This window comes from Sinomonas cellulolyticus (assembly GCF_014656475.1).
GTDB classification, from domain to species: domain Bacteria; phylum Actinomycetota; class Actinomycetes; order Actinomycetales; family Micrococcaceae; genus Sinomonas; species Sinomonas cellulolyticus.
This window is the reverse complement of sequence record NZ_BNCM01000001.1, coordinates 465043-483417: the sequence shown is the minus strand read 5'-3', so window position 1 is coordinate 483417 and position 18375 is coordinate 465043. Positions and strand designations below refer to the sequence as shown.

General features: G+C 67.5%; 15 protein-coding genes. 10 read left to right on the top strand and 5 right to left on the bottom strand.

From position 1 onward, the window contains the following. Positions 1 to 127: 127 nt before the first annotated feature. Positions 128 to 2248, bottom strand: a complete 2121-nt coding sequence (locus IE231_RS02160; RefSeq protein WP_189692256.1) for a GmrSD restriction endonuclease domain-containing protein — start codon at positions 2246 to 2248, stop codon at positions 128 to 130. A 339-nt stretch (positions 2249 to 2587) separates the two neighbouring features. On the opposite strand from IE231_RS02160, the gene IE231_RS02155 reads away from it, so the two are divergent. After that, positions 2588 to 3409, top strand: a complete 822-nt coding sequence (locus tag IE231_RS02155; protein ID WP_189692255.1) for a hypothetical protein — start codon at positions 2588 to 2590, stop codon at positions 3407 to 3409. Positions 3410 to 3954: 545 nt separating this feature from the next. On the opposite strand, the gene IE231_RS02150 is transcribed toward IE231_RS02155, so the two are convergent. Continuing rightward, a complete protein-coding gene (locus IE231_RS02150; RefSeq protein WP_189692254.1) occupies positions 3955 to 4752 on the bottom strand; it encodes an SDR family oxidoreductase in 798 nt (265 codons plus the stop codon). Between the two features lie 450 nt (positions 4753 to 5202). Next, on the bottom strand, positions 5203 to 6204 hold the full coding sequence (locus IE231_RS02145) for a heparan-alpha-glucosaminide N-acetyltransferase domain-containing protein (protein WP_189692253.1): 1002 nt from the start codon (positions 6202 to 6204) through the stop codon (positions 5203 to 5205). 84 nt (positions 6205 to 6288) lie between these two features. On the opposite strand from IE231_RS02145, the gene IE231_RS02140 reads away from it, so the two are divergent. The 3 genes from IE231_RS02140 (at position 6289) to scpC (ending at position 9685) form a co-directional block, all read left to right on the top strand. Continuing rightward, a complete protein-coding gene (locus IE231_RS02140; RefSeq protein WP_189692325.1) occupies positions 6289 to 7338 on the top strand; it encodes an LLM class flavin-dependent oxidoreductase in 1050 nt (349 codons plus the stop codon). Positions 7339 to 7443: 105 nt separating this feature from the next. Continuing rightward, on the top strand, positions 7444 to 8019 hold the full coding sequence (locus tag IE231_RS02135) for a dienelactone hydrolase family protein (RefSeq protein WP_189692252.1): 576 nt from the start codon (positions 7444 to 7446) through the stop codon (positions 8017 to 8019). Positions 8020 to 8158: 139 nt separating this feature from the next. Next, positions 8159 to 9685 (top strand): succinyl-CoA:acetate CoA-transferase ScpC, encoded by a 1527-nt coding sequence (gene scpC, locus IE231_RS02130; protein WP_201896904.1) that lies wholly within the window; start codon positions 8159 to 8161, stop codon positions 9683 to 9685. Between the two features lie 25 nt (positions 9686 to 9710). On the opposite strand, the gene IE231_RS02125 is transcribed toward scpC, so the two are convergent. Further along, a complete protein-coding gene (locus IE231_RS02125; RefSeq protein WP_189692251.1) occupies positions 9711 to 10619 on the bottom strand; it encodes an Fpg/Nei family DNA glycosylase in 909 nt (302 codons plus the stop codon). A gap of 166 nt (positions 10620 to 10785) precedes the next feature. Between IE231_RS02125 and gcvH the strand changes: the two genes are divergently transcribed. The 5 genes from gcvH (at position 10786) to IE231_RS02100 (ending at position 13775) form a co-directional block, all read left to right on the top strand. After that, positions 10786 to 11172 (top strand): glycine cleavage system protein GcvH, encoded by a 387-nt coding sequence (gene gcvH, locus IE231_RS02120; RefSeq protein WP_189692250.1) that lies wholly within the window; start codon positions 10786 to 10788, stop codon positions 11170 to 11172. Between the two features lie 49 nt (positions 11173 to 11221). After that, entirely contained in the window at positions 11222 to 11707 is a 486-nt protein-coding gene (locus tag IE231_RS02115; RefSeq protein WP_229866430.1) for an FHA domain-containing protein, read from the top strand. A gap of 13 nt (positions 11708 to 11720) precedes the next feature. Then, a complete protein-coding gene (gene ftsR / locus IE231_RS02110) occupies positions 11721 to 12446 on the top strand; it encodes a transcriptional regulator FtsR (protein WP_189692249.1) in 726 nt (241 codons plus the stop codon). Next, positions 12446 to 12946, top strand: a complete 501-nt coding sequence (locus tag IE231_RS02105) for a bifunctional nuclease family protein (RefSeq protein WP_189692248.1) — start codon at positions 12446 to 12448, stop codon at positions 12944 to 12946. Before ftsR ends, IE231_RS02105 begins: the two co-directional genes overlap by 1 nt. A gap of 235 nt (positions 12947 to 13181) precedes the next feature. Then, the gene (locus tag IE231_RS02100) at positions 13182 to 13775 is read left to right on the top strand and encodes a MerR family transcriptional regulator (RefSeq protein WP_189692247.1); all 594 of its coding nucleotides are present in this window, start codon (positions 13182 to 13184) and stop codon (positions 13773 to 13775) included. A 118-nt stretch (positions 13776 to 13893) separates the two neighbouring features. Here the strand turns inward: IE231_RS02100 and IE231_RS02095 are convergent, their stop codons facing one another. After that, a complete protein-coding gene (locus IE231_RS02095; protein ID WP_189692246.1) occupies positions 13894 to 14718 on the bottom strand; it encodes a ParA family protein in 825 nt (274 codons plus the stop codon). A gap of 253 nt (positions 14719 to 14971) precedes the next feature. On the opposite strand from IE231_RS02095, the gene IE231_RS02090 reads away from it, so the two are divergent. Beyond that, complete coding sequence (locus IE231_RS02090; protein WP_189692245.1) at positions 14972 to 18373, top strand: pyruvate carboxylase; 3402 nt, start codon at positions 14972 to 14974, stop codon at positions 18371 to 18373. The last annotated feature ends 2 nt before the right edge of the window (positions 18374 to 18375 follow it).

Below are 18375 nucleotides of genomic sequence, written 5' to 3'. Positions count from 1 at the left end.
CGCTTCCCCTCGGTGACGATGCCAGGCAACATCTCCAGTAATGACTTGCTCAACAGTCCTCCCCATCATGCTCAACGGCTCAAGTCCCGACTCTACCTGCGGGCACCGGCAGATCCCTTCATCTGTCTCAGTGCTCTGCCTCATCCGGCTCAGAAGCTGGCATGTTCTGGAGCTGCGCGCGAAGATCCCGTAGTCGGCGCCCGTCCGCGACAGCCCAGAAATACCAGCCGTTCGTGGCCTTCTTACGCAGGTGGTGGCCGGCCGGTGACGGGGCGGTGAAGCGCTTGCCATCAAGCTCGATCGATCCGTCCAACGAGACGTGCGCTTCGACGCCTTTGAAGTCGCGGTGAGTGGCGATGAGCTTTTCGCCCGGGACAAGGAGACCAGCAGCAATCAGGTGCTTGAGCTGGACCCAGTCTTCCGCCTTGGCCTGAGGGTCAACTACTTGCCCCTTGTGTCCCTCGGGGACAGGCCACACCTTGAGGAGCGTTTCGACTAGGACCTCCGTCCGGTGATCGATGAGCGACTCACGCCACGCCGTTCCTTCGGTGTCCGCGACCACGCGCCCCGTCAGGCTGATCGTATTGTGCTTGAGCATCGCGTCGCGTTTAGCCGGCCACGGGCCGTTGGAGACCTTCGAGTTGAGGGGAGCGGTCAGGAGTGTCAGGTTGCCGAGGCGGTGAACGTGGGCTTGGCGATCCTGCTGTTCCTCGGGGGTCTCGACCGGCCAGTTCTCCTGCCACTTCTGCGGAAGGATGTGCTCGATCGGAAGCCCGGATCGCACGACCTGGGCCTGCTTCGTTTCGGCGCGGTAGTGGTTCTCGATTGCTTCCAGGAACATGCGTAGGCGAGGGCGTGGGTAGCGGCGGTAGGCGGGCTCATCCTTGAGCGCCGCCCTGATCTCGTCGTCACCGGGCCAGTACGTGCTCGTGACATTGAGGCGGGCGAGGTGACGGGTGATGCGTTCAAGCAGGTCGCCGTCGGTGGCGTCGGAGTTGGCGTGGATGAGTTCGGCGACGATGCGGCCGAGATCGGAGCCGGTGAGGCGAAGCAGCTGCCGACGAATCACCCAGCTCTCCGCGACACCGATCACGGCGTCGATCACGTGTTGTGGAAGATCCCTGCCGGGTTCGTGCAGCCAGAGCATTAGCGGCTTGAGAAGTTCTATGCCGGCGGCATTCATACGGTGGAACGCCATTTCGACAGCGCCGAGGTTCCCGTCAGGCCTGAGTGAAGCTTCAGTCCACCTCTCATACAGCTCAGCCTGACGCTTGATCACCGGGAGAAGGTCGGCCATCTTGTGCCCGGCCCCGAGCTCGACGTACGACTTGAATCTGGTGAACGTCGATTGGGGGCTGATCTCCTCACCTGTGCGCGAGATCAACCACTGGTTGAAGAAGAGCGAGCTTCGAGTGACGAGGTATCGTCCGACACTGACCTCCTTCGTCCAGAACTTAGCCTCAAAGGGCCAGTCCTCGCGGTAGGCCTTCTTGGTATCTCCGCCCTCTGCTTCAAGCCGCTGGAACACGAAGTTCCGGATCAGATCCGCCGCTGTCAACGGAGTCCCTCGGGCGTTGAGCGTCTCGAATATCTCCTGGGAGTTCTCGGAGGCTTTGAGCTCGATCGTCACGAGCTGCAGGTCATCGAGCAAGACGCGTGCGAGTTCCTTGGCCCTCGTCGCGAACTCGTCAGCGCCCGTGTTCCCGAGCCATTGGGTTACAGCCGCCGTGAAGTACCGATGCGCGTGGACGATCCGAGACTCGTGGTGCCTGAGGTCAGAGTGGTCAACCGGCGGCTCGGCCGTCATCACCTCGAGGAAGGCGTCGTGATCATTGTTGAGGTGCCGAACCTTGAGCGGGCTGTCATCTTCCTCAATGAAGCTCTCGGAGTTATGCGTCAGGCCTTCGAGCTGGCTGGCGTACTTCGAAAGCCCAGCCTGCGCGAAGATCGCGCACGTCGCATCGGCGAGCAGCTGCAGCGTCGTCAGGCGCTGCTGGCCGTCGATGACGTTCCACGTAGTCAGCCTGGCGCTTTCGGCTTCATGCGCCTGGAGCACCACGGCTCCCAAGAAGTGCTGCGGCGAGAGGTGCGGCTGACTGATGCGCAGATCCGCCACTCGGCGAATGTCTTTCCACAGCGGCTCCCACTGCTCATCCTCCTTCCACACGTAGGGCCGCTGGAATAACGGAATCACGAAGTGCTGTGGCAGGTTGAACAGCTGCAGCGGCGTCCGCTTGAAGGTTTCCACGAAGGCAATCCTGCCGTGAGCGTCCGACGACTGCAGTCAGTGCTTCAACATCGGAGCCACCGTGTCGACCGGGACAGTTGGACCGAAAGCCGCAATCGCATCTAGCAAGCATCCGATCAACAGCGCCCGGTTCGACGAATACATGGTGGCGGCCAACCACGACCAAGTCGCGCCGCTCGAGAGCAAGCGTTGCCGGAGCCGGCAATCGACCTCAGCATCTTGGCGCAATAACTTCAGCAAGGAGACCGCAACCGCGACCGTCGCCGCGACGATAGGCGAGCTAACCAGGAGGCGCGCCGTTTCTCGGGGCCGGTCCTGCCCCCGGATACGATCGGTGTCATGGCTGACCCCAAGGCGATCGAGAACCCCGGATCGAAGTTCACCCAGGTGCTGGACGCTTCGGCGAAGCTTCCAGGGGTACGGATTAACAGGGCGGCGTACCTCCGCGCAGCGCTGAAGCGATACTGCCCTGCAGAACAGATCGAGCGGGCGATCGCCTACAGCCCCGCGGGCGCAGGCGTCCCGCTCGAAGTCATAACGGAGATTGCGAACACCTCCATTGCCTTCGAGGCGAGCAAGGTGGCCGGAATTTCCACGCTCGCCGGATTGCCTGGCGGGTTCGCGATGATAGGTACAGTGCCCGCTGACCTCCTGCAGTACTTCGGCCACGTGATCCGCACCGCGCAGAAGCTCGCCTACATCTACAGTTGGCCGGACCTGTTCGCCGACGACGATCAGGAGCTCGACGAGGCGACCGAGAGCATCCTCACTCTCTTCGTAGGAGTGATGTTCGGCGTCCAGATGGCGCAGGCCGGAGTGTCGAAAGTCTCGACCATGATCGCTGGGCAAGTGCTCAAGACGCTGCCGCAGCAGGCGCTCACCAAGGGGACCATCTATCCCGTGGTCAAGAAAGTCGCTTCGTACCTCGGCGTCCGCATGACGAAGCAGCTCTTTGCCGGTGGCGTCGCCAAGTTCGTCCCGGTTGTCGGAGCCGTTCTCTCGGGTGGGCTCACGCTGGCGACCTTCCTCCCCATGTCGAAGCGGCTGCAGAAACACCTCGCCAGCCTGGAGCTCACGAAACCGGGGCACCGAGCTGAAGCAGATGACTTCATCATCTACGCAGAAGTGATCGAGGACGAGATCCAACCGTCGAAGCCCTAAGACGCTGCGGGCCTGGCGCTGCTGAAGACGACTGCGGAGCAGTTGCTCTCTTCGACGAAGTCGCCCGGCCGAAACCGTGCAAGTGCGGCCGCGCCTGCTGTCGTCGCGAGCGTCCTGTGCCGGTTGCGGTGGTGGTTGCTTTTTATGGAGCAGAATCGGCCCGCTGTGGCCAAGCTAAGGTTCAGCTGGCTCACGGCAGCCAAGATTTCTCATTCGCCATCGGCGGTGCAGTTCCACCCGGCGTCAGCCACCAATTACCCATCGAAAACACCCGTGACTGATCCGAAATGACCCGGTAGAATCCATATCGGGGAGTTGCCCGATTCCCCGTCTGACCAGGGAAAACGCGAGATTTCCGCAGCATTCCGGAGGATTCAAAAACCCTCCAAGGGGTCGCAGGTTCAAATCCTGTCAGCCCGACCACGATGCCGCGGGAACCTACGGGTTTCCGCGGCTTTCGCGTTGGTGGGAACTGAACCGACGGTGCATGCGCCCCTCGGACTGCCCGTCGCGGCAAAGACCGGGCTGTCTCGGCAGCTGTGCGCTCAGCCCTTCCGCCAGTCGTCGCTCGTGATGTGGGAGCCGCCCTGCGGTCCCATCTGGAGCATCCCGCCGTCGACCGTCCATGAGGCGCCCGTGACGTAGCTTGATGCGCGTGAGGCGAGGAAGGCAATGACCGCCGCCACCTCGCGCGCGTCCCCAGGACGGCCGAGCGGGACTCCCGGGCGGGCGACGCCGTGCGGGTCCTCGTCCTCCTGGCCGGTCATCGGCGTGGCGATCTCGCCCGGGGCGACAGCGTTCGCCGTGATGCCATGCTCGCCGAGCTCGAGCGCGATCGTCTTCATGAGACCACCGAGGCCATGCTTCGCGGCATCGTACGCCGAAGATCCGACGCGTGGCTGATGCTCGTGCACGCTCGTCACGGCGATGAGGCGCCCTCCGTTTCCGGCCTGGACCATGTGACGCGCCGCGTGTTGGAGGCACACGAAGGCGCCGTCCAGGTCGGTCGCGACGATTTGCCGCCAGCGGGCGTAGTCCATGTCGAGGAAGGGCTCGTTCGCGCCCGTCCCGGCGTTGTTGACGAAGACGTCGAGGCCCCCGAGTTGCGAGACAAGGTCATCGAGGACTGCGCCGCACGCGGGGGCGTCAGCGACATCCAACGCGGCGACGTACGCTTTCCGACCGTGCTGGCGGACCTCCTCCGCCGTCTCCCGAGCGCCCTGTTCGTCTGAGTGCCACGTGATTCCCACGTCCATTCCCGCTGCCGCGAGGGCGACGGCGGTCGCTTGGCCGATGCCCGAATCGGAGCCCGTGACGATGGCGGTGCGCGGTTCGAAACTCATGGCTGCTCTCCTTCGGATGATCCGGCTCGCGGTTTGCCCGAGACACCGGAGGGGTACCCTCGGCGGCCGGCTTGAAGCAGGGCGCCTCGACGTGCCCGAGGCCCTTGCCTTCCGTGAGCGGTGGTCGCGATGCTGGACGGGTGGTTGCCGCGAGCGGATGGATGCTGCAGTCGGGAGGTCAACACCGAGAGGTGTGCGCCCCGTCGTGGTGCGGCTTCCCCGGTCCGTGCACGGCGGGGGAGACCATGGCTTCGTGCCGCGGCTGATCGCAACAGCCCGTGAGCGCGGGGTGGCCGGCTACGTCGGAGACGGGTCTGCGCGCTGGCCAGCGGTGCACGTCGCCGATGCCGGCCGGCTCTACCGGCTGGCGATCGAGCAGGCGCCCGCAGGGTGCGGTGCTGCAGGCCGTCGGGCGCCGGGAGGTCCGGTGCGAGGGCCGTGCTCCTCGGCCTAGAGGCCGATGCGGATCCTGCGCCGATGCAGCCACCACGCGATCGTGGTCAGGACCGCGAGGATGACCGCGAGCTCGAGGAGTGCGAGCCAGGCGGGCGCGTCGGCGTACCACCCCGGGATCCCGGGCAGGACGACGAGCGCGAGGAGCAGCAGGTGCAGGAGGTAGAGGGCCAGTGCGTTCTCGCCCCACCAGCAGAAGACCCCGGGGTTCCGGGGAACGGTGCGCGAACCGATGTCGACCAGGAGCAGGGCCACGGCGCTCACTGCCAGGGAGATCAGCACATAGCTCAGGGATACGCGGTTCTTGCTCACGGGGGCAACGAGCGTCGACGCGACCGCGAGCGCGGCAAGCGCCGCACACAGCACCCCGTACGGTACGAGCCCCTTGCGCCAGACGTCTGCGACAGCGGTCGAGAGCACGAGCAGCGCACCCCAGGAGAGGGATTCGAGGAAGCCGCCCTGGATCGAGGAGAGGACGGTCTGCAGCGCGAACGCGTCCACTATGTACTGGTACGCCGAGAGCAGCAGCAGCCCGACGGCGAAGCGTGCCGCCGTGCCGAGCCTGATGAAGATCAGGCAGATCAGTCCGGCCATCCCGAGTGCCTGCAGCACGCCCCAGTCGGTGGGCTCGGCCGCGACGACGGTGCCGCCCGCCGTGATGATCGCCCCGATCCCCAGCAGGCTCAAGTACCTCAGCAGGAGGTGCCGGTAGGCCGCCGTCGTGCTTCTGCGCCTCCGCCGGGCGAACGACGGGCCGAAGTTGATCCCGATCGCGAAGACGAAGCAGGGGGCAACCAGATCGGCGACGGTCAGCCCGACGTCCGGCGTGTGCTTGAGGAACGCGGGCACGAACTGCACCCCAATGCCGAAGTTGCCGGCCACCATGAGAACCACGAGGACGCCACGCAGCCGGTCGACCCTGACGTCGCGCTGCGGCGTCGCGCCCATCGGGGACTCAGCCCTGCCCCCGGAGGTGGTTCCGTGCGACACCGACCGCATGAAGCGTAGGCTACCCGGCGCCCACACGCCCGGGGAGTAGCGGACACGCGGAATAACATGCAGATTCATGCAGTTGACGCGGAGGTGAAAGCCTTCGGATTCCTCTCCTTCGGACACTACGCACCCCTGCGTGGTTCACAGACCGGCACGGCCGCGGACATGATCCGGCAGGCCCTGGACCTCGGCGTCGGTGCCGACGAGCTCGGGGTCAACGGCGCCTACTTCCGCGTGCACCACTTCGCACCCCAGCAGGCCTCCCCGATGCCGCTGCTCAGCGCGATTGCCGCGAAGACGGAGCGCATCGAGGTCGGAACCGGCGTCATCGACATGCGCTACGAGAACCCCCTCTACCTCGCCGAAGAGCTCGCCGCCCTCGACATCCTCAGCGCCGGCCGGATCGCGATCGGAGTGAGCCGCGGCTCGCCCGAGCCCGCCCTGCGCGGCTACGAGGCCTTCGGCTACACCGGCTCGACCGACCCACGCGGGGCGGACCTCGCCCGCGAGAAGTTCGGCCTGTTCCTCAAGGCGATCGACGGCGAAGGCATTGCGCCTGCCGACCCTCATCAGGCGCCTGCGGGGACGCTCCTGCCCATCGAGCCGCACTCTCCCGGGCTGCGCGAGCGCATCTGGTGGGGCAGTGGCACGCGGGCCACGGCGGAGTGGACAGCGGAACTCGGCCTGAACCTCATGAGCTCAACCCTCCTCACCGAGGCCACGGGCATGCCGTTCCATGAGCTCCAGTACGAGCAGATCGAGGCCTACCGTGCCGCGTACAAGGCCGCCGGCCACACCCGGCCGCCGAGGATCTCGGTGAGCCGGAGCATCTTCCCGATCGTCAACTCCAAGGACGCCATGTACTTCGGAAGGCGCAGCGACGGCGACCAGATCGGTATCATCGACGGCTTCCAGTCGACCTTCGGCAAGACCTATGCCGGAGAGCCCGACGACCTCATCGCACAGCTCAAGGGGGATTCGGCGCTCATGGCCGCGGACACCGTGATGCTTACGGTTCCGAACCAGCTCGGCGTCGAGTACAACCTGCACATCCTTGAGTCGTTCGCCAAGCACGTCGCCCCTGCGCTGGGCTGGAGGCCGAACACCGACGGCCCGGTCCAGGGCGACCCGATCGTCTGACGGCCGCCGCGCCGCGCCTCCGCTCCGCCGAGCACCTGACCGTTCTGCGGAGGCAGGCGTCACCGCCTCTGGCCGAGACGCCCTCCGGCTCGCTAGCGTTGCGGGATGGCAGACATCCTCGTGTTCCACCACGCCCTCGGGCTCACCTCCGGCATCGCGGAGTTCGCGGAGACCCTCCAAGCCAACGGCCACACAGTCACGACGCCGGACCTCTTCGAAGGCCGCACCTTCGCGACCATCGAGGAGGGCGTGGCCTACGCGAGGGAGACCGGCTTCGGCGAGGTGCTCGCCCGAGGCGAGCGCGCGGCGTCGGACCTCCCGGAGGACCTCGTCTATGTGGGCTTCTCCCTCGGGGTGCTGCCCGCACAGAAGCTCGCCCAGACGCGCCCGGGCGCGCGTGGGGCCGTCTTCTTCTACTCGTGTGTGCCACCCGAAGAATTCGGGACGCCGTGGCCGGCCGACCTTCCGCTCCAAGTTCATGGCGCCGAGGAGGACCCCATGTTCATGGAGGAGGGCGACGTCGACGCCGCCCGCGCGATCGTGGCCGCCGCGAGGGACGCGCAGCTGTTCCTCTACCCTGCCCGCGCCCACTACTTCGCGGATCCGACCCAGCCGGGCTTCGACTCCGCGGCGGCCTCCGAGGCCATGGACCGGGTGCTGGCCTTCCTCGAGCGGATCTGACGACACGCCGGGCTCCGCGAGCGCGGGGAGGGGGGCGAGCGCCGTGGTCATCTTCGTTCCTTCAGCGCGAACCGCAATAGAGTGATCCTCGGCGCTGGCGAGGTGGCCTGCGCACCGGTGAGGTAGAGGAAAGGCCGACGTGCACGAGCGAATCCGCCACGAGGGAATGCTGGGAAAGCTGATGGGCGCCGACGAGGCGGCAGCCCTGATCCGGCCGGGAATGACCGTGGCCATGAGCGGCTTCACCGGCGCGGGGTACCCCAAGGCGGTTCCGGGTGCGCTTGCGACGCACATGGAGGCAGCCCATGCGGCGGGTGAGGACTTCAAGATCAAGGTCCTCACGGGCGCCTCGACGGCCCCGGAGCTTGACGGCGTCCTGGCCAAGGCGGACGGCATGGAACTCCGCCTGCCGTACATGTCGGACCCGGCGCTGCGCCAGCGGATCAACGCCGGCGAGCTGGACTACATGGACATCCACCTGAGCCACGTTGCCCAGCACACGTGGTTCGGGTTCTACGGTGACGTCGACGTCGCCGTGGTCGAGGTCGTGGGAGTGCTCGAGGACGGCCGCCTCATCCCGTCCTCCTCCGTGGGCAACAACAAGACGTGGCTCGACATGGCCAGCATGGTCATCCTCGAGGTCAACTCGCGCCAGCCAGCCGGGATGGAGGGCATGCACGATGTCTACTACGGGACGGCCCTGCCCCCGCACCGCAAGCCGGTGCCGATTCTCGCCCCGGGCGACCGGATCGGCGAGCCGTACCTCCTCGTCGACCCGGAGAAGGTCGTCGCGGTGGTCGAGACGGACGCCCCTGACCGGCTCTCCGGGTTCAGTGCCCCGGACGAGGCTTCGAAGGCCATCGCCGGCCACTTGCTCGAGTTCCTCGACCACGAGATCCGCCGCGGCCGCCTCACCGACCGGCTCCTGCCCCTCCAGTCCGGAGTCGGCAACATCGCCAACGCAGTGCTTGCGGGGCTCGCCGAGGGCGGCTACAGGGGCCTCACCGCGTACACCGAGGTCATCCAGGATGGAATGCTCAACCTGATCAAGGGCGGCACGATCGGGTTCGCCTCGGCGACCTCCTTCTCCCTCAGCGAGGACGGCGTCGCCGAGTTCACCGAGAACGTGGACTTCTACCGCGAGCGGATCCTCCTGCGCACCCAGGAGATCTCGAACCACCCCGAGGTGATCCGCCGCCTCGGCTGCATCGCCCTCAACGGGATGATCGAGGCGGACATCTACGGCAACGTGAACTCGACGCACGTGGCCGGCACGAGCGTCATGAACGGGATCGGCGGCTCCGGCGACTTCGCCCGCAACGGCTTCCTCAGCGTCTTCATGTCGCCGTCCACGGCGAAGAACGGGAAGATCTCGGCCATCGTGCCGATGGCCAGCCACGTGGACCACACCGAGCACGACACGATGATCCTCATCACCGAACAGGGCCTGGCCGACATGCGAGGGCTCGCGCCGAAGCAGCGCGCCCGGACTGTCATCGCCAACTGCGCCCACCCGGAGTACCGGCCGGCGCTGACGGACTACTTCGAGCGGGCCCTGCGCGGCAGCTACGGCAAGCACACCCCGCACCTGCTCGGCGAGGCCCTCTCGTGGCACGAGCGGTTCGTCCAGACGGGGGACATGCGCCCGGCCCCGTCGCGACCCTGATAGCGGCGCGCCGCTGCAGCGCCCGCTACTTGAGGAACTTCGAGGTACGCCGGTCCGCCAGCGGCTTCCCGCCGGTCTGGCACGTGGGGCAGTACTGCAGCGCGCTGTCCGCGAAGGAGACTTCGAGGATCGTATCGCCGCAGACCGGACACGGCTCCCCGGCGCGGCGGTGCACGCGCATCGTCCGCCGCTTCTCATCCTTGAGGTCCTCCGGCCCGTGGCCCAGGGCGTCCTGCTGCGCTGTGGCCAGTACGGACCGCAGCGCGCCGTACAACCGCTCGGAGGTCTCGTCGTCGAACGTCGAGGCGATCGCGAACGGGGAGATCTTGGCCGCGTGCAGGATCTCGTCGCTGTAGGCGTTGCCGATCCCGGCGATGAGCTTCTGGTCCCGCAGCAGGCCCTTGATCTGCTTCTTGTGGCCGAGCACCTTCCGGAAGGCCTCGAGCGTGAAGTCGTCCTCGAGCGGCTCGGGCCCGAGATCCGTGATGCCGGGCACCTCCTCGAGCCGCCGCACAATGTACAGGGCGAGCTTCTTGAACGTCCCCGACTCGGTGAACTCGAGCCCGCTCTCGACCCCGTCCCGCACGAACCCCAGCCGCGCTGCGACGTACCCCTTGCCGCGGGGTATCTTGGCTCCGGGCAGCGCGTCGAGCATGCGCACCCACCCGCCGAGCGCTAGATGCACGACGACGGCGACCCGGCCGCCGTCGTCCGTCCCGCCACCCGCTGCGCCGTCGCCCGGAACGGTCACCATCACGAGGAACTTGCCGCGCCGTCCCACGGAGTCGACACGCCGGCCCACGAGAGACGTGTACGGGGGATCGGCGGTCTTGAGGGCGTGCACGGCACCGATCTGGACGCGCTCGATCGTGGCGCCCGCCAGGCGCTCATCGAGGTACGCCGCCAGGGCACTCACTTCGGGGAGTTCCGGCATGGCACGCCTCCTGACGTGTTTGGTCTCCTCCCGACCCATCCTGTCAGAACTCGCCCGAATACCGTCGCCGGAGAGCCCGAAACTCTGTGCCTATACTTTCACCGACACCGCACCGATCACGGGCCGTCAGCAGTTCCGGCCCGGCAGACCACGAAAGGCGAGCCCCATGAGCAACGTCCCCGCGGAGCTGTCCTACACCGCCGAGCACGAGTGGATCTCGATGGAGCCGGGCGATGGCGTGGTGCGCATCGGCATCACCGACTTCGCCCAGGACGCGCTCGGCGATGTGGTCTACGTGCAGATGCCTGAGGTCGGCACCGAGGTGAGCGCGAACGGTGTCGTGGGCGAGGTCGAGTCCACCAAGAGCGTGAGCGACATCTACGCTCCAGTGACCGGTAAGGTCGTGGGCCGCAATGAGGCGCTCGACGCCGATCCCGCCCTCGTCAACTCCGACCCCTACGGCGAGGGCTGGCTCTTCGAGGTCCAGCTCGCCGACGAGGCAGAGACCGACAACCTGCTCAGTGCGGCACAGTACGAGCAGCAGGTAGGGTAGAAGCCTGAATCCGCAACCCACAGCAGCGGGACACTTCCAGGAGGAACCGATGGTGAGCGACGAGCGCCGAAACCTCGGCGCCGACGAGGTCACGCAGCGTCAGGAATCGGCGTCGGAGACGACGTCGATCCAGATGCCGCCGATCCAGTCCGAGACGGGGAGGGCGCCGCAGCTGAGCGCGGAAGAGGCGTCTGCCGTCGCCGCGCTCCCGTACGGCTCCGCCCTGCTCATCGCCCACGCGGGCCCGAACGCCGGCGCACGGTTCCTCCTCGACTCGGAGGTCACCACCGCGGGGCGCCATCCGAACGCGGACATCTTCCTCGACGACGTGACTGTGTCGCGTCGGCACGCGGAGTTCCGGCGGGCTGGCAAGGGCTTCGAGGTCGTCGATGCGGGCAGCCTCAACGGCACCTACGTGAACCACGACCGGGTGGACCACGTTGCCCTCCGCAACGGCTCGGAAGTGCAGATCGGGAAATTCCGCCTCACGTTCTACGCGAGCCCAGCTCAGGACCCGGTGCGGCCCACCGCCTGACGGGCGGGGATTCATGGCAGCTGTCCAGCCCGAGCGAAGGCGATCCGCAGCCCTCAACATCGGCGAAGTCCTGGCCACCCTGGCCGAGGACTTCCCGTCCATGACGGCCTCCAAGATCCGCTTCCTCGAGGACAAGGGCCTCATCTCCCCGCACCGCACTCCGTCCGGCTATCGGCAGTACGCCGATCACGATGTGGACCGACTGCGGTTCGTGCTTGCCCTCCAGCGTGACCAGTACCTGCCCCTGAAGGTGATCAAGGACTACCTGGACGCCATTGACCGCGGTGAGCGCCCCGAGAGCCTCCCCGGCGGCCTGAGCATCGCGCCGCGGCCCGTGTCCGATGAGCTCGGCGCGCAGCTCGCCGCGTCGCGTCCCCGGAGGCTGACCGAGACGCAGCTCCGCGCCGAGTCCGGCGCGAGCGCCCGGCTCGTCGAGGCGATGCTCAGCTTCGGCCTCATCACGGCGGAGGACGGACGGTTCGACGAGCATGCTCTCACGGTGGCCCGTTCCTGCGCGGCGCTTGTGGCACACGGCATCGAACCCCGTCACCTGCGTCCCTTCCAGACCGCCGCGGAGCGGGAGATGGGCCTCATCGAGCGGGCGGTGGCGCCCAGCGCCTCCCGCCCCGACTCTGCCTCCCGGGCGCGCGCAGCGGAGGAGGCCCGCGAGCTCAGCGAGGCGTTCATGACCCTTCACCGTGCGCTAGTCCACGGCATGATCTCGAGGATGGATGGCTGATGATCGAGGTAGAAGTCGTGGGCGTGCGCATCGAGCTGCCCTCAAACCAGCCGCTCGTGCTGCTCAAGGAAGCGCACGGGGAGCGGCATCTGCCGATCTGGATCGGAACGGCAGAGGCGAGCGCGATCGCACTCGCCCAGCAGCACGTCGTCCCGCCACGGCCGCTCACCCATGACCTGCTGGTCTCCGTCGTGCACGCGCTCGGCCGGCAGGTGGTCAGTGCCACGATTGTCGCGGTCGAGGACAGCGTCTTCTATGCGCAGCTCGGCTTCGACGACGGCACCACGGTGGAGTCCAGGGCCTCGGATGCGCTCGCGGTCGCGTTGAGGGTGAACTGCCGGATCTGGTGCGCTGACGCTGTCCTGGAGGAGGCCGGCGTGCAGCTCGCTGACGGCGCAGAGGGAGGCGAGGAGGCCACCGACAGCGCCGAGGAGGAAAGCGAGATGCGGCGTTTCCGGGAGTTCCTCGCCGATGTGGAGCCCGAGGACTTCGACGAGTAGCGGGCCTCCCGGGGATGACCGCCGCGGGGCCTCCACGACACGCCCCGGCCGCCTTAGGCGGGGTCTTTGATTTCCCTCTCCGACGGTTCTAACGTCGGTAGTGAACAAGCTCCCATTGCTTCCCCGAGAGCCAGCGGCCACACTGAAGAGTGCGTGCGACTGTAATTACAGGCCTGCGCTTCCAGTGCCCCTTCCGGAGGACGCAGTTCGCCAAGGGAGCGTGAAGGAGGGTTTAGTGAATCCCAAGCGAGAGCCTGGAGATCTTCGCCGGCTGTCCGGCGAGAGCGCTGAGGTGCCGTCGGGCACCCAAGGCCTCCTCTTCGACGACGACCTGCCCACCCTGGACGAGGAAGCCGGCTACCGCGGGCCCACAGCCTGCAAGGCTGCCGGCATCACCTATCGCCAGCTCGACTACTGGGCCCGTACCGGGCTCGTCGAGCCGACCGTCCGTTCAGCAGCCGGCAGCGGATCGCAGCGGCTCTACGGGTTCCGGGACATCCTCGTGCTCAAGGTCGTCAAGCGTCTCCTGGACACGGGTGTCTCCCTCCAGCAGATCCGCACCGCCGTGGGCCACCTCCGTGAGCGCGGCGTCGAGGACCTCGCCCAGATCACGCTCATGAGCGACGGTGCATCCGTCTACGAGTGCACCTCCGCGGACGAGGTCATCGATCTCGTCCAAGGCGGCCAGGGCGTCTTCGGCATCGCCGTCGGCCGGGTGTGGCGCGAGGTCGAGGGGAGCCTTGCGGAACTTCCCAGTGAGCACGCCCCAGACCAGACGTTTCCCGGTGATGAGCTGAGCAAGCGCCGCGCTGCGCGCAAGACGGGCTGAGCGGACCGTCCGGCTTCCGCGTCCCTGAGGACGCACGACGACGAGGGGTCGCCTTCCGAACGAGGCGGCCCCTCGTCGTCGTGCGTACAGGCAAAGTGCGGATGCGTACCGTGCGACGCTACCGCGCGACGCGCGGACGGAAATCCCGGCTCTGCTTCAGGACCGCGCCGAGGAGTTCGTCATAGAGCGCGGAGGTGCCGCGGGCTGCCTCGCCGGGCCAGTGGTGGACTGCATGTGCCGCGCCTTGGATCTGCTGCCAGTTGGCAACCTCAGGGATGTGCGGGTCGAGCAGGAGCGGTCCGAACATCTGCCGCATCTCATCGAGCCGGTAGCCATGTTCCGTCGAGGAGGGCCGCACCCTGTTCGCGACGATGCCTGCGGGGGAGAGCTTGGGCGCGTACTCCTGCTTGAAGAGCTGGATCGCTCGGAGAGTGCGCTCGGTGCCCGCGACCGAGAACAGGCCGGGCTCGGCCACGAGGAGCACGCGATGGCTCGCGGCCCATGCCATGCGCGTCAGGCCATTGAGCGAGGGCGGGCAGTCGATGAGCACGAGGCCATACCCCTCGAGCCCATCGAGGACGATTCCCAGCCGGCGGAGGTCGCGGCGTCCGAGATCGGGCCGATCGTAGACCCCGCTGAGCGAGCCGCCGTAGGCCACATCGAGGATGCGGTTCTGCTGCCCGTTCAGTGCCGCCGCGCGGCGGACCCAGGCGCTCGGAACAACATTGTCCTCGAGGAAGACCCGCTTCGGGGCCTTGAGCATGCGGCCCACTTCGAGCTGGCGGTCGGGAACCACGCCGAGGGCGGTGGAGGCATCAGCGTGGGGGTCGAGGTCCACGACGAGCGTGGGAATTCCGGCTGCGAGGGCCGCTGAGGCGAGCCCCGTGGTGACAGATGTCTTCCCGACTCCGCCCTTCAGGCTGCTGATGCTGACTACTTGCACTTGAGAATCCACTATCTATCCGCTGGCCGACGCGTTCCATCCTAGTAGGACGGCGTCCGGGACCGGGGCCGCGCCACGACTCGCTGCCCCGCCGGCCGTTCTGCCTCCAGCGGCCGCATGGGCGCGGTGGCCTCTGTCCAGAAAGCGAGACATTACATCCGTGATTCAAGACACGTTCGGTTGTCCTGCTACTTTTTTGGAATAGACACTAGGCACCACCTAGTCAGTCCTGCGTTGCGACAACAGGAGTCCCATGTTCTCCAAGATTCTGGTAGCGAACCGCGGTGAAATCGCCATCCGCGCGTTCCGAGCGGGCTACGAGCTCGGTGCCAAGACGGTTGCGGTGTTCCCGCACGAAGACCGCAACTCCATCCACCGCCAGAAGGCGGACGAGGCCTACCTCATCGGCGAGGAAGGCCACCCCGTCCGTGCCTACCTGGACGTGGAGGAGATTGTCCGCGTGGCCAAGGAGGCCGGCGCGGATGCGATCTATCCCGGGTACGGGTTCCTCTCCGAGAACCCCGAACTCGCTCGCGCGGCGGCGGCCGCGGGCATCACGTTCGTCGGGCCGCCCGCCGATGTCCTCGAGCTCGCGGGACACAAGGTCCACGCGCTCGAGGCCGCCCGCAAGGCCGGCATCCCCGTCCTGAAGTCGTCGGCGCCCAGCGCCGATGCGGACGAGCTCATTGCCGCTGCAGACGAAATCGGCTTCCCCATCTTCGTCAAGGCCGTTGCCGGCGGCGGCGGCCGCGGCATGCGCCGCGTCGACACGCGCGAGGGGCTCCCCGAGTCGCTCAACGCGGCCATGCGCGAGGCCGACGCCGCGTTCGGGGACCCGACCGTGTTCCTCGAGCAGGCCGTCCTCCGTCCCCGGCACATCGAGGTCCAGGTCCTCGCCGATGCCGAGGGCAACGTGGTGCACCTGTTCGAGCGCGACTGCTCGCTCCAGCGCCGCCACCAGAAGGTCATCGAGATCGCGCCGGCCCCCCAGCTCGACGAGAACATCCGCCAGGCGCTCTACGCGGACGCGATCAAGTTCGCCAAGGCGCTCGGCTACGTCAACGCCGGGACCGTCGAATTCCTCGTGGACACCGTGGGCGAGCGTGCTGGCCAGCACGTGTTCATCGAGATGAACCCCCGCATCCAGGTCGAGCACACGGTCACCGAGGAGGTCACCGACGTCGACCTCGTCCAGGCCCAGCTGCGGATCGCCTCGGGGGAGACCCTCGAGGACCTCGGCCTCACGCAGGACCGCATCCACCTCAAGGGCGCAGCCCTGCAGTGCCGCATCACCACCGAGGACCCGGCGAACGGGTTCCGCCCCGACGTCGGCAAGATCACGGGCTACCGCTCGGCCGGCGGCGCCGGCGTGCGCCTCGACGGCGGCACCATCTACCAGGGCGCCGAGATCAGCCCGCACTTCGACTCGATGCTGGTCAAGCTCACGTGCCGCGGCCGCGACTACGCGACGGCCGTCAAGCGTGCGCGCCGTGCCCTCGCCGAGTTCCGCATCCGTGGTGTCTCCACGAACATCCCGTTCCTCCAGGCGGTGCTGGACGACCAGGACTTCGTGGCCGGCAACGTCGCGACCTCGTTCATCGACGAGCGTCCGGAGCTGCTCAGGGCGCGCAGCTCGGCCGACCGCGGCACCAAGCTCCTGACGTGGCTTGCCGATGTCACCGTGAACAAGCCCAACGGCGAGCTGACGGTGCACGCAGATCCCCGCTCGAAGCTGCCCAAGGTCAGCCTCGATGATGCGCCTGCCGGCTCCCGCCAGCGGCTCCTCGAGCTTGGCCCGGAGGGCTTCGCCAAGGCACTCCGCGAGCAGAACGCCGTCGCCGTCACGGACACGACGTTCCGCGATGCGCACCAGTCCCTGCTCGCCACCCGTGTCCGCACGCGTGACCTCGTCGCCGCCGGCCCTGCTGTCTCCGTCCTCACCCCCGAGCTGCTCTCGGTCGAGGCCTGGGGCGGTGCGACGTACGACGTCGCGCTGCGCTTCCTCGGCGAAGATCCGTGGCAGCGCCTTGCGGCGCTCCGCAAGGCCATCCCGAACATCTGCATCCAGATGCTCCTGCGAGGCCGCAACACGGTGGGCTACACCCCGTACCCGGAAGAGGTCACTGTCGCCTTCGTCAAGGAGGCTGCGGAGACCGGCATCGACATCTTCCGGATCTTCGACGCGCTCAACGACGTGAGCCAGATGGCCCCGGCCATCAAGGCCGTCCGCGAGACGGGGACCGCCGTGGCCGAGGTGGCCCTGTGCTACACCGGGGACCTCCTCGACCCTGCCGAGGACCTCTACACCCTCGACTACTACATGGACCTCGCCCAGAAGATCGTGGACGCCGGCGCCCACATCCTCGCGATCAAGGACATGGCCGGCCTGCTCCGGCCCGCGGCGGCGGCCAAGCTCGTCTCGGCCCTGCGCGAGCGCTTTGACCTCCCGGTCCACCTCCACACGCATGACACGGTGGGTGGACAGCTCGCGACGCTGCTCGCGGCGGTTGAAGCGGGGGTCGACGCCGTCGACGTCGCCTCGGCGGCACTCGCCGGCACGACCAGCCAGGTCTCGGCCTCGGCGCTCGTGGCGGCTCTGGCGCACACCCCGCGCGACACGGGCATCTCGCTGAAGAACGTCAGCGCGCTCGAGCCCTACTGGGAAGCTGTGCGGCGTGTCTACGCGCCGTTCGAGTCGGGTCTCCCGGGTCCGACAGGCCGTGTGTACCAGCACGAGATCCCCGGCGGCCAGCTCTCCAACCTCCGCCAGCAGGCCATTGCCCTCGGCCTGGGCGAGCGGTTCGAGGCCATCGAGGACATGTACGCTGCAGCCGACCGCATCCTCGGCCGGCTCGTCAAGGTCACCCCGTCGTCCAAGGTGGTGGGCGACCTTGCCCTGCACCTCGTGGGCCTTGGGGCCGACCCGGAGGAGTTCCGCGAGAACCCGCAGAAATTCGACATCCCGGAATCCGTGATCGGCTTCCTCGGCGGCGAGCTCGGTGACCCGCCCGGTGGCTGGCCGGAGCCCTTCCGCACGAAGGCCCTCCAGGGCCGCACGGTGAAGGTGCGCGAGGAAACCCTCTCGCCCGAGGATTCCGAGGCGCTGCAGGGCGACTCCGCCACTCGGCGTGCCACCCTCAACCGGCTCCTCTTCCCCGCGCCGACCAAGGAGTACCAGTCCAATCGGGACACGTACGGCAACCTCGCCGTCCTCGACACCCGGGACTACCTCTACGGCCTGCAGCTCGGCCAGGAGCACATCATCGAGCTCGAGAAGGGTGTTCGTCTCATCGCGCAGCTCGAGGCGATCTCCGAGCCCGATGAGAAGGGGATGCGGACGGTCATCGCGACACTCAACGGCCAGTCCCGCCCGGTGGCCGTGCGCGACCGCTCGGTGCAGAGCAACGTCAAGCAGGCGGAGAAGGCCGACGCGACCAACCCCGGCCACGTCGCGGCACCGTTCGCGGGCGCCGTCACGGTCACGGTCAGGGAAGGGGACCAGGTCCAGGCCGGCGATTCGGTCGCCACGATCGAGGCCATGAAGATGGAGGCAGCGATCACCACGCCGGTGGCCGGCAAGGTCGCGCGGATCGTCGTCGGCGACGTCTCCCAGGTCCAGGGCGGAGACCTGCTCCTGGTCGTCGGAGCGGAGTAGCA